This window comes from Streptomyces omiyaensis (assembly GCF_014650895.1).
In the GTDB taxonomy this organism is placed as follows: Bacteria; Actinomycetota; Actinomycetes; order Streptomycetales; family Streptomycetaceae; genus Streptomyces; species Streptomyces omiyaensis.
Map to the genome: position 1 here is coordinate 209,292 of NZ_BMVV01000010.1, position 13,902 is coordinate 223,193.

At 76.6% G+C, this 13,902-nt stretch carries 11 protein-coding genes; 8 read left to right on the forward strand and 3 right to left on the reverse strand.

The window, feature by feature from the left end; translation table 11 throughout:
• Positions 1-34 precede the first annotated feature (34 nt).
• A complete protein-coding gene (locus tag IE287_RS19105; protein ID WP_189850286.1) occupies positions 35-943 on the reverse strand; it encodes a Gfo/Idh/MocA family protein in 909 nt (302 codons plus the stop codon).
• Between the two features lie 230 nt (positions 944-1,173).
• Between IE287_RS19105 and IE287_RS19110 the strand changes: the two genes are divergently transcribed.
• The 4 genes from IE287_RS19110 to IE287_RS19125 all read left to right on the forward strand — a co-directional run bounded on the left by IE287_RS19110 (position 1,174) and on the right by IE287_RS19125 (position 5,905).
• A complete protein-coding gene (locus IE287_RS19110; protein ID WP_189850287.1) occupies positions 1,174-2,580 on the forward strand; it encodes a hypothetical protein in 1,407 nt (468 codons plus the stop codon).
• Positions 2,577-3,779, forward strand: coding sequence for an ARPP-2 domain-containing protein (locus IE287_RS19115; RefSeq protein WP_189850288.1), 1,203 nt, complete (start codon positions 2,577-2,579; stop codon positions 3,777-3,779). Before IE287_RS19110 ends, IE287_RS19115 begins: the two co-directional genes overlap by 4 nt.
• Positions 3,780-3,966: 187 nt before the next feature.
• Positions 3,967-4,998, forward strand: coding sequence for a glutamine synthetase (gene glnII / locus IE287_RS19120; protein WP_189850289.1), 1,032 nt, complete (start codon positions 3,967-3,969; stop codon positions 4,996-4,998).
• Between the two features lie 376 nt (positions 4,999-5,374).
• Positions 5,375-5,905, forward strand: coding sequence for a winged helix-turn-helix domain-containing protein (locus IE287_RS19125; protein WP_189850290.1), 531 nt, complete (start codon positions 5,375-5,377; stop codon positions 5,903-5,905).
• A gap of 7 nt (positions 5,906-5,912) precedes the next feature.
• Here IE287_RS19125 and IE287_RS19130 read toward each other — a convergent pair whose 3' ends face one another.
• Positions 5,913-7,427, reverse strand: a complete 1,515-nt coding sequence (locus IE287_RS19130; RefSeq protein ID WP_189850291.1) for a PepSY-associated TM helix domain-containing protein — start codon at positions 7,425-7,427, stop codon at positions 5,913-5,915.
• A gap of 63 nt (positions 7,428-7,490) precedes the next feature.
• A complete protein-coding gene (locus tag IE287_RS19135; protein ID WP_229883575.1) occupies positions 7,491-8,105 on the reverse strand; it encodes a hypothetical protein in 615 nt (204 codons plus the stop codon).
• A 516-nt stretch (positions 8,106-8,621) separates the two neighbouring features.
• Here IE287_RS19135 and IE287_RS19140 point away from each other — a divergent pair.
• The 4 genes from IE287_RS19140 to IE287_RS19155 all read left to right on the forward strand — a co-directional run bounded on the left by IE287_RS19140 (position 8,622) and on the right by IE287_RS19155 (position 13,888).
• On the forward strand, positions 8,622-9,422 hold the full coding sequence (locus tag IE287_RS19140) for a tyrosine-protein phosphatase (RefSeq protein ID WP_189850293.1): 801 nt from the start codon (positions 8,622-8,624) through the stop codon (positions 9,420-9,422).
• 137 nt (positions 9,423-9,559) lie between these two features.
• Entirely contained in the window at positions 9,560-11,746 is a 2,187-nt protein-coding gene (locus IE287_RS19145; protein WP_229883576.1) for a hypothetical protein, read from the forward strand.
• Positions 11,747-11,942: 196 nt separating this feature from the next.
• On the forward strand, positions 11,943-12,827 hold the full coding sequence (locus tag IE287_RS19150) for a metal-dependent hydrolase (protein WP_189850294.1): 885 nt from the start codon (positions 11,943-11,945) through the stop codon (positions 12,825-12,827).
• A complete protein-coding gene (locus IE287_RS19155) occupies positions 12,827-13,888 on the forward strand; it encodes a PDR/VanB family oxidoreductase (protein ID WP_189850295.1) in 1,062 nt (353 codons plus the stop codon). The genes IE287_RS19150 and IE287_RS19155 overlap by 1 nt, the downstream gene beginning before the upstream one ends.
• The last annotated feature ends 14 nt before the right edge of the window (positions 13,889-13,902 follow it).

A 13,902-nucleotide genomic window follows, 5' to 3' on the forward strand; every position in this document is an offset into this window, starting at 1 on the left:
AGGGCGGGAGCGGGGCGGGAGGGGCTCAGGCGCCTCAGGCGCCGGCCGCCCGGGCCTCCGCCTCGGTGAGGAGCTCGGTGAGGCGGAGGGCGAAGCGGGCGTCGCAGGGGTCGGGGGTGCCGGTGCGGGCGGCGGCGAGGAGGGCGTCGACGGCGTGGCCGTACGCCTCCGTCGCGCCGTTCCACGCCGGCAGCTCGGCGCGGCCCGCGGTGCCGTGCAGGGTGATCGCCGCGCCGGCCGCCGCGGGCGGGGCGCCGAGGGTCAGGGTCGCCGTGCTGCTCGCGCCCGAGGCGTGGCGGAGGATCAGGTGGTGGGTGTCCTCCGGGCCCCTCGCCGCCGTCAGGGACGTCACCTCGCCGAGGATCGGCAGGAGCACGGAGAGGACGTGCGGGCCCACGTCCCACAGCCCGCCCTTCTCGCGCCGCCACGGCGACTCCGCGTAGGGGCTGGCGGAGCCGGGGCCGTAGAGGGAGCCGAGCCAGCGGGCCTCGCCGACGTACCAGCCGCCCTCGGCCCGCCGCTCCTCGATCCAGCGGGCGGTCTCCGGGGCGAAGCGCAGGGTGCAGAAGACGACCGAGGCGACGCCCGCCCCCTCCGCCGCCTCCGCGACCTCGCGGGCCGCGCCGACCGTGGTCGCCAGCGGCTTGTCGAGGAGGAGGTGGCGGCCGGCCCGGGCGGCGCGGACGGCGACCTCGGCCTGGACGTCCGGCGGGAGCGCCACCGCCACGGCGTCGCACTCGGCGAGGAGGTCGTCGAGGTCCTCGTAGGCGCGCGTGCCGGAGGCCTCGGCGAGCGCGGCGGCCGCCTCCGGGCGCCGGCCCCAGACGCCGGCGAAGTCGACCCCCGCGTGGGCGGCGATCGCCGGGGCGTGGGTGCGGGCGGCCCAGGGGCCGGTGCCGACGAGACCGATGCGGGGGCGCTGGTGCGCGGGGAGGATCGCCATGGGACCAGTCTGCCGGGTCCGGGACGCGCCTTCGCACCCGGTGCCCGGGCCGCGGGCCGGGGTGCGCCGTATATCGGTGGCACCGCTCCCCCGGGCCGGTGTTAGCGTGCTCGGGTGCCGGCCGCGGGACTTCGGTACGACTTCCGGAACCTGCCTCGTAAAGCAACGTCTTCGCTGATCGTGCTCCCTCTCCCCGGCCGGCACGCCGACACGCGGAGAAGGGGGACGCCGTGTCCGAGCTCGTCGCCGCGGAGGACGTGCTGCTGTTCGTCAACGCGGCCGTGACCGCCACCGGACAGCGGGAGTTCCGCTCCTCGGCCGCCGAGCAGCGTCTGTCGCTCGGCTTCCTGCACGAGTACGTGCGGGTCAACTACCGCCCGCTGTACGCCTCCTGCCTCGCGCTCGACATCAACGACCACAACGCCGCGCTCGTCGTCGAGCAGCTGCTGCGGACGCCGGGCGAGGCCGGGGACGGGGAGGGGCGGCTGGTCGCGGCCCGGCTGGCGCGGATGGCGCCGCAGCGGGTGTACCGGCTCTTCGGGCGGCTGCGGGAGGCCGGGGTCAACAACCGGCGCACCCGCGCGATCGTGCGGGAGTGGCTGGCCGCGCGGCCGGATCCGGCGCTGGACGCCGTGAAGTACCGCAGCGGGGTGAAGGGCGCCCTCCGCCACGCGCACCTGCCGCCCGCCGACGCCGAGACGGGCGACTTCCTCTTCGCGCCGGGGAAGCGGGTCCGGTACGGGAACCCGACCCTGGAGGCGTACCGGCGGGCGCACTACGACGAGAGCGCGGTGTACGCGCTGCCGTTCAGCGTCGCGGAGGGGTTCGCGGCGCGCCACGGGGTGGACCGGAAGGTGTTCCTGGAGCGGATCGCGCCCCGCATGACCCGGCTGGAGCGGCTGCGCACCACGCGGACCGCCGGACCGGGCGCCGACCTGCGCGGGATGCCGCTGACCCGGCTGGCGCTCCACGTGCTGGCGCTGCCGTTCGCGGAGCGGGCGGAGCGGCGGGGCGAGCTGACCGGGGCGCTGCGCGCGGCGGCGCTGCGGGCGGCGGGGCCGTACGCGGGGAGCTGGGGGCGGGTCGCGGCGGTGCTCGACGACAGCTTCTCGTCGTCGGGTTCGGCGGTGAAGCGGCGCCGGCCGCTGGCCGTGGCGCTCGGCTGCCACTTCCTGCTGGAGGCGCTGGCGGCCCCGGGGGCGTACACCGGGCTGTGGACCTCGGGCGGTACGGATCCGCTGCTGGTCAGACCGGACGGGCCCACGCCGCTGGGGCTGCGGATCCTCGACGCGCTCGACGGCGGGCCGGAGCGGCTGGTGATCGTCTCGGACGGCTGGGACAACGCGCCTCCGGGGCTCGCGGGCGAGGTGCTGCGGGTGTGGCGGTCGCGGCTGGATCCGGAGCGGCGGACGGCCGCGGTGCACGTGAACCCCGTATACGACGCGGGCGTGTTCGACGTGCGCCGGCTGGGGCCCTCGGTGCCCGCGGTCGGCATCCGGGACGCGGAGGACCTGCCGGCCCTGGTGGAGATCGCCGGGTTCGCCGAGGGGCGGACCGGGCTGACCGAGCTGCGGACCTATCTGGACCGGCGGGTGGCGGACTTCCTCGCGGGACACGGCGAGGGGGAGAAGGCGTGACGCGGATCGATCTGACGGGGCTCGGCGTGCGGCCCGCGCAGGTGTGGGGCGGGGTGCGGCTGGTGCCGCTGGTGCGGGCCGAGCCGGTCGGGGGGCTGCGGCTGCACCGGGAGGCGTACGGGAGCGGGGTCCGCCGGGACGGCGGGGGCCGGGACGGCGGGTACGTCTCGCACCTCTCGGCGCCCTCGTCCGTGGACGCCGGCGACGGCACCGTCTACACCTCCTACATCCCGCACGGCTTCGTCGCGGACTGGTCGGGGACGGACCGGGAGGAGGCGGTCTACGGGACCCGGCTCGGGGACGGGCCGCCGGCCACCGTGCCGCTGCGGGCCCCGCACCACCGGTTCGCCAAGCGGCGCCGGGGCGAGCGGCGGCTGCGGTTCCTGCCGCTCCACCTCGCCCTGGACGGCTATCTGTCGCTGCACTTCGGCGGGCCGCCGGTGCTGTGGGAGGAGTGGTCGCGCGACGCGCTGCGCCGGGGCCTTTCGCCGCGGGCGGAGGCGGCGTACGCCGGGGTGGAGGTGCCGGGGCTCGCGGAGGCGCTGCGGATCTTCGAGCTGCACCCGGGCCAGTGCGGGGTGCTGGTGTACGCGGCGGACGCGCTGGCCGGTGCCTTCGTCGTCCCGCACCCGGAGGACTACCGGCTGCTGCACCCGACGCTGGTGGAGGACCTGTACGGCGAGCAGGTGCACCAGTACGCCCACTACGGCGCCCCGGTGCCCGACTTCACCGCCCGGATCCGGGACGGCGCCGGCGGCATCCGGAACCTCGCGGACCTGCGGGCGGCCGCCCGCGAGCAGGAGCGGCGCTGGGCGGAGGCGCACGACGGGCTGATGGCGCGGGACCTGCTGGAGACGCCGTACGCCTTCGAGCGGGTGTACCGGATGGGGTCGTTCGCGCTGTACCGGTTCCTGCCGCCGTTCCTGCGGGACGGACGGGAGCAGCACATCGGGGAGCTGATCACCGACCACAAGGGCCGCACGGCCTATCTGAAGACCTTCCGGCTCTCGGACGCCCAGGTCAGGCGGGGGTACCTGCTCCGCCGGCTGGCCTCCTGCGACTGGCACGTCGGCCGTGCCGCGGAGGCCCTGGGGACCGCGCCCGAGGAGCTGGTCCGGCGCATCCGCGCGGCCGGCTTCGGCGAGCTGCTCGACGCGCACGGTCTCGCACAGGCCCGGAGGAAAAGACAGGAAGGCTGAGTAACACGGGGTTCACAAACGGGCAACCGAAGGGAAATCCCGTGTTGCGAAGCTGCGGTCAGACGAAAGGCTCCAGACGGCAGGCCGGGCACCGGCCGGGCGTCCGGGGCCGACACCGCAGCTTCTCGCAGCGCCGCGAGCCGCCGCGGACACCCGCAGCAGCACGCCACGCCCTAAGGATGACCCCGTGACCTTCAAGGCTGAGTACATCTGGATCGACGGCACCGAGCCGACCGCGAAGCTTCGCTCGAAGACGAAGATCATCGCGGGCGAGGTCCTGCCGCTGGCGGAGCTGCCGATCTGGGGCTTCGACGGTTCCAGCACCAACCAGGCCGAGGGTCACGCGTCGGACCGCGTCCTCAAGCCGGTCTTCTCCTGCCCGGACCCGATCCGCGGCGGCGACGACATCCTGGTGCTGTGCGAGGTCCTCAACACGGACATGACCCCGCACTCCTCCAACACCCGCGCCGCGCTGGTCGAGGTCGCCACCAAGTACGCCGCCCAGGAGTCGATCTTCGGCATCGAGCAGGAGTACACCTTCTTCGAGGGCACCCGCCCGCTCGGCTTCCCGGTCAACGGCTTCCCGGCCCCGCAGGGCGGTTACTACTGCGGCGTCGGCGTGGACGAGATCCACGGCCGTCCGATCGTCGAGGCGCACCTGGAGAACTGCCTCAAGGCGGGCCTGGGCATCTCCGGCATCAACGCCGAGGTCATGCCCGGCCAGTGGGAGTTCCAGGTCGGCCCGCTGGCGCCGCTGGAGGTCTCCGACCAGCTGTGGATCGCCCGCTGGCTGCTGTACCGCACGGCCGAGGACTTCAACGTCTCCGCGACGCTGGACCCGAAGCCGGTGAAGGGCGACTGGAACGGCGCCGGCGCGCACACCAACTTCTCCACCAAGGCGATGCGCGAGGGCTACGACGCGATCATCACCGCCTGCGAGGCGCTGGGCGAGGGCTCGAAGCCGCTCGACCACGTCAAGAACTACGGCGCCGGCATCGACGACCGCCTGACGGGCCTGCACGAGACCGCCCCGTGGGACCAGTACTCCTACGGCGTCTCGGACCGCGGCGCCTCGGTCCGCATCCCGTGGCAGGTCGAGCAGGACCGGAAGGGCTACATCGAGGACCGCCGCCCCAACGCCAACGTGGACCCGTACGTGGTGACCCGCCTGATCGTGGACACCTGCTGCGAGGCCCTGGCCAAGGCCGGCCAGGTCTGAGCGACCCGCTGACGCACGTCCCGCGAAGGGGCGCCCACCGTTCCGCACGGTGGGCGCCCCTTCCGTCATGTGGGATGCGCGACAACGGTTTTGGGCGTTCCGGGGCTGCCCGGAGCCCTTCCCTCCTGGTTTAATAGGGATATGGCCAGCATGGAGCGGAACGACAGCGCGCGGGGTCGCCACGACCTCGAGCCGTTCTGGCCTTCCCGTCAGCACCACGACTTCGACCGGTGCTGTCGGCGCGTGAGGAACGCGTCGGCCCTCTAAAGCCCCGACCGGGCGGATTCCGGTCCCCGGCCTTCGGCCGACGCGCACGACGCATGACGTACGACCACGAACGGTCCGTCCGCACCTCGCGCGAGAGAGCTGAGTCCTCATGGCCCACACCCAGGCTGCCGCCACCCCGCTTGCCGCTCCCCGTCCCCGGCTGCGCGCCGTCGCCCCCGACGAGGTCGCCGGGCTGGCCCGGGTCGCCGACTTCCTGCCGCCGGGCGCCACGCTGCTGCCGGCGCCCCCGCACGCCCTTCCCGTCCTGCCGGGCCGGCCGCCGATGGTCGGCTACCTGGTGCTGCTCCCCGCCGACCAGCAGCCGCCCGCGCCCGAGCCCGAACCCGGGGCCGCCGCCGAGGGGCCGGTCGGCATCGACGCCGAGCGGCGGATCGCCACCGTCGACGGGCGGGCGCTCGACCTGACCTACCTGGAGTTCGAGCTCCTCGCCCATCTGGTGGCCCACCCGCACCGGGTCCACACCCGCGACCAGCTGGTGCAGACGGTGTGGGGGTACGGGCACGTGGGCGACGGGCGCACGGTCGACGTCCACGTCGCCCGGCTCCGCCGCAAGCTGGGAGCCGCGCACCGCCACACGATCCAGACCGTGCGGCGGGTCGGCTACAAGTACCTGCCCTGACCGCCTCCTAGGAGGCGGTGCTCCGCCGCGTCCTCGCCCTGGCCACCAGGGCGAGGACGGCCTCGGCGGCGAGGAGCACCAGCAGGCCGGCGCCGAGCAGCGGGACGGACCAGCCGACGAGCGCGGTCGCCGCGGCGAGCGGCAGCAGCAGCGTCACCGGCACCTTCCGCCAGGCGCCCCGGCCCACCGGGCGGCGCGGCCGGCGCAGCCACCACATGCGGTAGCCCCAGAGGATCATCAGGGACAGCGCGAGGGCGAGGGCCGCGAGGACCAGCTGGTTGAACAGGCCCAGGAAGACGCCCATGTGGGCGTCGATGCCGATGCGGGTCAGCTTCGCGAGGAGCGGGTACTCGTCGAAGGCGAGCAGGTCGAGGACGGTGCCGTCGGCCGGGTCCACCGCGACCTGGTCCAGTGCGAGCGGGAACTGCTTGTCGGTCTCCTTCACCACGTAACCACTGCCCTCGGAGGGCAGGGTGACGGCTATCCAGGAGCTGTCGAGACCGGCGGCGCGGGCGGCCGCGACGGCCCGGTCGACGCCGATGTCGGCGGTGGCGGGGGCGGGGTCGGCGGGCTGGTGGCCGGTGCCGTGGCCCGCGTGCTCGCCGCCCGCTCCCCCGGCGGCACCCGCCGAGAGGGCGGGGGTGGCGCCGCCGAGCCGGTCCTGGAGGATGCCGATGTTCTCGCCGGCGTACCGCGACCAGGTCAGGCCGGTCGCGGAGAGCAGCAGCAGGCCGAGCGCCGCCCACAGACCGACGGAGCCGTGCCAGGAGAGGGTGCGGCGGCGGGACTTCGGGCCGCCCTCGGGGAGCAGCAGCGCGCGCCGCCGGGTGCGGCGCCGGGCGAACCAGAGGACCAGACCGCCGAGGACCAGCACCCCCAGCCAGCTGGCGGCGAGTTCACTGTAGATCCGGCCGGGCTCACCGAGGTGCAGGTCCCGGTGGAGTCCGTCGATCCAGGTGCGCAGCGGCAGGGCGCCGCTGCTGCCGTAGCTCGGCAGCTCCCCGCGCACCTCGCCGGTGTACGGGTCGACGAAGACGGCCAGCGAGGTGCCCTCGGGCGCCTCGGGGTCGGCCATCAGGACGCGGGTGGTCGCGCCCGGTTCGGCGCCCGGCCAGACGGCGGTGACGGTGCCGGCCGGGTTCGCCTCGCGGGCGATGCCGATCTGGCGGTCCAGCGGGAGGACCCGGTCGCCGACCGGAACCTCCAGCTCGTGCGCGTAGACGACCTTCTCCGCCTGGTAGGAGAGGGCGTAGAGCAGGCCGCTGAGCGCGGCGACGAGGAGGAAGGGGGCGGTGAGGAGGCCGGCGGTGAAGTGGAGCCGGAGCAGGAGGGGCCGCAGGGCGGCCCAGGCGCCGGGGCGGCGCGGGGCGGCGGGCGTCGCGGTGGCCGTCGCGGTGGCCGGTCCGCCGGCTGCTTCGTCGGGCGTTTCGGTGGGCGGTCCGTCGGCCGTTTCGGTGGCCGTCGCGGTGGGCGGTCCGTCGGCCTCGGGGGTGCCGGGGCGTGCGGGATCGTCGATGGTCATGACTGTCCTCGGAGTCTCGTGAGGGGTCTGCCGTCGGGCAGGGGGAAGCGGCCCCCGGCGGCGTCAGACGAGCGGACCGAGGACCGTGGCGCGGGGAACGGGCGGCCGGGGCGGGCCGCGCCGGGAGAGGACGTGCGCGAGGACGACGACGTGCGGGCGCCGGGCGTTCCGGCGCGGCCGGCGCACCGGGCGGCACGGGTCGGCGGGGGCCGCGAGGGGGCCGAGCGGGACGGCGAGGAGGTGCCGCAGCGGGGTGAGCGCGGCCTCCGCGAGCGCGAAGAAGGCGGCCTCGCCGCGCGCCAGCCACAGCCCGCAGACCAGCGCGGCCAGGAGGTGGACGGCGAGCATCCCGGGTCCGCCGCCGGCGACGGGACCGAGGAGCGCGGCCAGGCCGTCGCCGGCGGCGACGGCGTCCGACGGGTCTGCGGGGCCGCCGTGCGCCGCCTGCGCCGCGTGTCCCCCGTGCGCGGCCGGGTGGGCCGTGGCGGCCGCCGGGCCGGCGGCCGGGGAGTGGGCGCCGGTCAGGGAGAAGGCCAGGTGGAGGACGCCCTGGGCGACGAGGGTGCCGCCCGCGCAGGCGGCGGGGCCGCGGCGGCGGCCGGCCGCGCACCAGGCGACGCCGCCCGTGGCGGCCAGGGCGACGAGGACGCCGAGCGGGTCGAGCGAGTGCGCAGACATGGACGAATGCCCCACCGCCGCCAGTGCGACGCACACGACCGCGAACAGGGCGGCTCTCAGGGCGCGCAGAGGCGACCGGGTGTGCGTCATCGGGGTCATGGTGCCACCCGCGGCCGACCGGGGACAGAGCGCCTCCCGGTGGTACGGAACGGACTGCTTTCCGGGCCTCCCGAACGGCCGGGACGAACCGGTCCGCCGGGTGACGGGGCGGACGGGAGGGGCGGTTCGGGCGGGCGGGAGAGGCGGTTCCGGCGGACTTCCGGGCGGGGTGCGCGGTTCCGGCGGGCGGGTGGGGCAGGCGGTTCCGGCGGGTGGTCGGAACGCGGCCCCGACAGGTGGCCGGGCGGGCGGACGGGCGGGCGGTTCCGGTGGGCGGGTGGTTCCGGTGGGCTCGGCGCCGTGGGGGGCGGGGTGGTCTCCGGCCGCGGGGCGGGCCGCGGGGCGGGCTTGTGGTGCCGAGTCGGGGCGGGGCCCTTACCGTCGGGGGAGAGCCACGCAACGGGAGGAGCCGCGTCCATGGCCGCGATACCCGCCGCCTCCGTCGCCAACCTGCGGGACCTCGGCGGTCTGCCGCTGGGCGAGGGGCGTTCCGTACGGTCCGGACTCGTGCTGCGGTCGGCGCAGCTCGACCGGCTGGAGCCGGAGGAGGAGGCCGTGGCCGGGCTGAAGATCCGCACCGTCGTCGACCTGCGGACCGCCGCCGAGCGGGCCGACCGGCCCGACCGGCTGCCGGACGGGGCGCGCGCGGTCGTCGCGGACGTGCTCGCCGACCACCTGGCGGCGAGCGGGCTGCCGCCCGCCGCGCGGCTCAAGACGCTGCTCGGCGACCCGGCGCTCGCGGAGCGGCACCTCGGCGGCGGCCGGATCGTGGACGCGATGCGGGCCACCTACCGCGCCTTCGTGGCGAGCGACTCGGCCCGCACCTCCTACGGCGCCCTCCTCACCGAGCTGGGCACGCCCGGCGCGGGACCGCTGCTCTTCCACTGCACGGCGGGCAAGGACCGCACGGGGTGGGCGGCGACGGTGGTGCTGGCGCTGCTCGGCGCGGACGAGGCGGTCCTCCGGGAGGAGTACCTGGCGGTGAACCCGGCGGTGCGGCACGCGTTCGCGCCGATGATCGAGGGCTTCATCGCCCAGGGGGGCGACCCCGACCTGGTCCTCGCGATGATCGGCGTCCTGCCCGGGTACCTGGACGCGGCGCTGGAGGAGGTCGCGGAGCGGCACGGGTCGATGGAGGCGTACGTACGCGACGGCCTGGGCGTCCCCGACGAGGTCACCGGCCTGCTCCGCGAGCGCCTGACGGTGTACGCGGCCTGAGGCCCCGGCGGGTGCGGAGGGGCCGCGCCTCTCCGGGCGGCCGGCGGGTGCGGAGGGGCGTCCGCCGGGGCGGCCGGTGGACGCGGACCGCGCGCCCGCCAAGGTGACCATCGGAAGAATCGCTCGTTCTGCTGAACGTGAGCACCCAGGATCTCGTTCCCTCGCCCGTGGGCCCCGTCGACGTCGAGCAGGCCGAGGCCGCCCTCGTCGAGCGCTACCCGCGCCTCGTGCGCATCGCCTATCTGGTCCTGCCCCCGACGATGGGCCGCAACCGGCGGGTGCTGACCGCGCACGCCCTCGTCCAGCGGGCCCTGCCGCGGCGGCGGGTGCCGGGGCCGGCCGTGCCGGAGCCCCGGCGGCCGGAGGACGCGGTGGATCCCGGGTACGCCTACGTGCGGGGCGAGGTGCTGCGGCAGGCGCTGGTGGCGGGACTGCCGCTGCGCCGGCTGGCCGTGCCGCGCCGCGCCCAGCTGCCGCCGCTGCTGCCGCAGGTGTGGGGGCTGCGGCTGTTCCCCCGGGCGGGCGGCGCGGACGAACTCGCCCTGGACCAGCTGCTCTCCCGCCTCTCCGCCCCGGCCCGCGCCGCGTACGTGCTGCGCGGCCTGGAGCGCCAGGGCGACGCGGAGGTCCTCCGGGTGCTCGCCTCGGTGGGCGCAGGGGACCCGGAGTCGGCCCTCGCCGAGCTGGCCGCCCTGGAGGACGAGCCGCCCCCGGGCGGGGCGCCGGCCGGGGCCCGGCCCGCGCCCGCGGCCGGACCCGCCGCGCCGCCGGACGCCCGCACCGCGCCGGCGGGCGGCCGCGGGCGCGCCGAGCGCGTCGCCGAACAGGCCGGACCCGGCCGGACCCGAAGCGGCGGCCCGCTCCCCGGCTCCCCCGGCTCGCCCGGCTCCCCCGGCGCTCCGGAGGAGGCCGACGCCGGGGGTCCGACGGGTCCGGGGGACGGTCGGGACGGGAGGCACCGCGGGGCGCGGCTCAGCGGGGCGTCGCTGCTGGAGTCGGCGGAGTTCGACCCCTGCACCCTGCAGGCCCGGCCGGGAGACCTGCTGCGGCGGCGGCAGCACGGGCGGGCCGCGGTGGTGGGGGCGGTGGCCCTGCTGGTGTGCGGGGCGCTGCTGGGGCTGCCGGGGGACGGATGGGGCAGAAACGGTGCTGCGGCGCCGAGTTACGCCCGTAACCCCGCCGCCGAGTCCGCGCTCGACCCGGCGAAGGTGCGGCGGGTCGGCGCGGGCGTGTGGCCGGGGGCCGTGCGGCGGGACTTCTCCGTGTGGCCCGCGCGCGGGGAGCTCGCCGGGGACACCGGGCTGCTGCGGCGGGCGCTCGCCGTGTGGGCGCGGCCGGGCGGGGCGGTGGAGTCGTCGGCGACGCCGGGCACTCCGGTCGGGCCGCCCATGGGGCCGCCCCAGTTGCTCTTCGCGGGGCGGGTGGACGCGGCCCGGGTGGTGCTCCTCCACGACGGGCTGCGGATCGTGCGGTACGCGGAGCCGGTGGAGGGGACGGCGGGCGCCGCCCTCGACTTCGCCAGGACCGACGCCGCCGAGGGGCCCGGTGCCGCCGCCGTGGTGGTGACCCGGGCGGCCGGGAACGTGCGCTATCTGACCGCGCCGTGGGTGACCGGCGCCTCGGTGCGGGACCTGCTGATGCCCGGCAAGGAGCCGTGGCGGCTCGGCCGGGACGCGCGCGGGGTGACCGACGCCGTGCCCAGTCCCGCGCTCGCGAAGGAGTGCGCGCGGTGGAACACCCTCCAGCTGAAGGACGACACGGGCAGCCGGCTCCTCGGCGACCTCGGCGAGCTGGTGCCCGCCCGGCTGCTGTGGGGCGCGCCCGGCGCGGCCGTCGAGGCGACCGGCCGGGAGGCCCGGGCAGTCTGGGCGCGGACGGCGTGCCAGCTGACGACGGTCCTCGGGCAGGGCGTGCGCTCGGTGCGGGCCTGGCGGTTCGCCCGGCAGACGCTGCCGGAGGGCGCCGGACGGGCGGCCTGGGTGTGCACCCGGGCGGAGACCTGGCGGGGCACCGGCAGCCGGGTCCTCGCGCAGTTCCTGTCGCCGGACCCCGAGGCTCCGGCCGCGCTCGCGGCCCGCGCCCAGGACGTTCCGGCGTGCGGGGAGCGGGAGCCCCGGGTGCTGGCCGGGGCGCTGTGGCAGGCGCCGGGCGGCGGCTGGTACGTGCTCGGGGCGGGCGGCCCGGACGTGGCCTCGGTGGAGGTGAAGGGCGGGGTGGCGGCGCGCGCCGAGGGCCCGGTCCTCGCGGCGGCGGCGCAGGCGGGCGCCCGCGCGGAACTGAGCGCCACCCTGGAGGACGGCCGCCGGATGCCCGCGCTGAAGTAGGGGCGGGCGGCAGGCCGGAGGGGGATCCCGGACGGAGCAGGGACCCACCCGGGACGGACCCGGGAAGGGCCCGGGACCGCCCCGGGACGGACCCGGGGCGGGTCCCGGGACGGGTCCGGCGGCAGGTCTCGCGGCGGGGCGAAAAAGGCGGTGCACGGCTCTGTTCCCCGTGCTTACCCCTCAGTACATTGACGGCATGTCTAATACGCAGCCTGCACCGGTGGCGTCGGAACACGTCGAGCTCAAGGCCCGCAAGGTCGCCTTCGACTGGCAGGAGACCCCGCTCCACTGGGTTCCCGGCGACCCCTTCACCACGCACACGATCAACGTGCTGCACCTGCTCCTCCCGGCCGGCGAGCGGTGGTTCGTGCACGTCTACCAGCAGGCGCTGCCGTACATCACCGACGACCGGCTGCGCGAGGACGTCATCGGCTTCATCGGCCAGGAGGCCGTGCACTCGCAGGCGCACGACGACGTCCTGCCGCACCTGCGCGCGCAGGGCCTCGACCCGACGCCGTACACCGCGCAGGTCGACTGGTTCTTCGAGAAGCTGCTCGGCGACCGGACGCTGCCGCCGGGCCGGGCCCGCCGCTGGTGGCTGATGGAGCGGGTCGCGATGATCGCCGCGATCGAGCACTACACCGCCTTCCTCGGCGACTGGGTGCTCAACGCCGAGGAGCTGGACCGGCGCGGCGCCGACCCGATGATGATGGACCTGCTGCGCTGGCACGGCGCCGAGGAGGTCGAGCACCGGGCCGTCGCCTTCGAGCTCTTCATGCACCTCGACGGCGGCTACCGGCGGCGCGCCCGCACCTGGGCGCTCGCCTTCTCCGCGCTGGTCTTCCTCTGGCAGCGCGGGGTCCGCTTCTTCCTGGAGAACGACCCCAGCCTGCTCGACCCGAAGGCCTCCTGGGCGGACTTCTACCGCCGGGGCCGCGAGGGCGTGCTGCCGTCCACCCCGGCCATGCTGCGCTCGATCCCCCGCTACCTGAGCCGCGCCTACCACCCCTCGCAGGAGGGCGACACCGCGCAGGCCGTGGCCTACCTGGCCGCCTCCCCCGGCGCCAACGGAGGCCGCTGATGCCCCGGTTCGCCACCGTCGCCCTCGCCGCCGGCGCCGCCCTGCTGGTCCGCCGGGCGGTCCGCTCCCGCATGACGCGCGCCCCGCTCTGGCCGCTGCCGTCCCTGGAGGTGCCGGTCTCCGGGTACGGGCGCGGGGCGACCGTCCCGCGCCGGGTGCTGGTCACCGGCCGGGCCGTTCCGGCGGAGGGGGTCGTCGAACTCCGCCTGGAGGGCGAGCGGCTGCCGTCCTGGGAGCCGGGGGCCCACCTCGACGTGGTGCTGCCCTCGGGGCAGGTCCGGCAGTACTCGCTCTGCGGCGACCCGGGCCAGGCGGACGTCTACCGGATCGCGGCCCGGCTCGTCGAGGAGGAGCGGGGCGGCCGGGGCGGCTCGCGCGAGGTCCACGAACAGCTCCACGAGGGCGCCGAGATCGAGATCCGGGGCCCCCGCAACCGCTTCCCGCTGGCCCCCTCCCCCGGATACGTCTTCGTCGCCGGCGGCATCGGGATCACCCCGGTCCTCCCGATGGTGCGGGCCGCCGAGGCGGCGGGCGCGGACTGGCGGCTCGTCTACTGCGGCCGGTCCCGCGCCACCATGCCGTACCTGGCGGATCTGGTCCGGCTCGGCGGGGACCGCGTGACCGTGGTCGCGGAGGACGAGTCCGGCTACCCGGACCTGTCGTTCCTGGGCTCCGTGCCGGACGGGACGGCCGTCTACTGCTGCGGGCCGGACGGGCTGACGGACGCGGTGACCGCCGCGATGCCGGCGGGCCGGGTCCCGCGCCTGGAGCGCTTCTCGGGCGTCGCACCGGCCGGCGGCACGCCCTTCGAGGTCGAACTCCGGCGCTCCGGGCGCACGGTGGCCGTCGCCGCCGGCCAGTCGGTGCTGGCGGCGGTCCGGGAGGAGGTGCCGGACGTCATGTACTCCTGCACGCAGGGCTTCTGCGGCACCTGCCGGCAGACCGTGCTGGACGGCGAGGTCGAGCACCGGGACGAGCTCCTGACCGACGCGGAGCGGGCGGGCTCGATGCTGATCTGCGTCTCGCGCTGCGCCGGCGGGAAGCTCGTCCTCGACCTCTGACCCGCCCCGGAAGG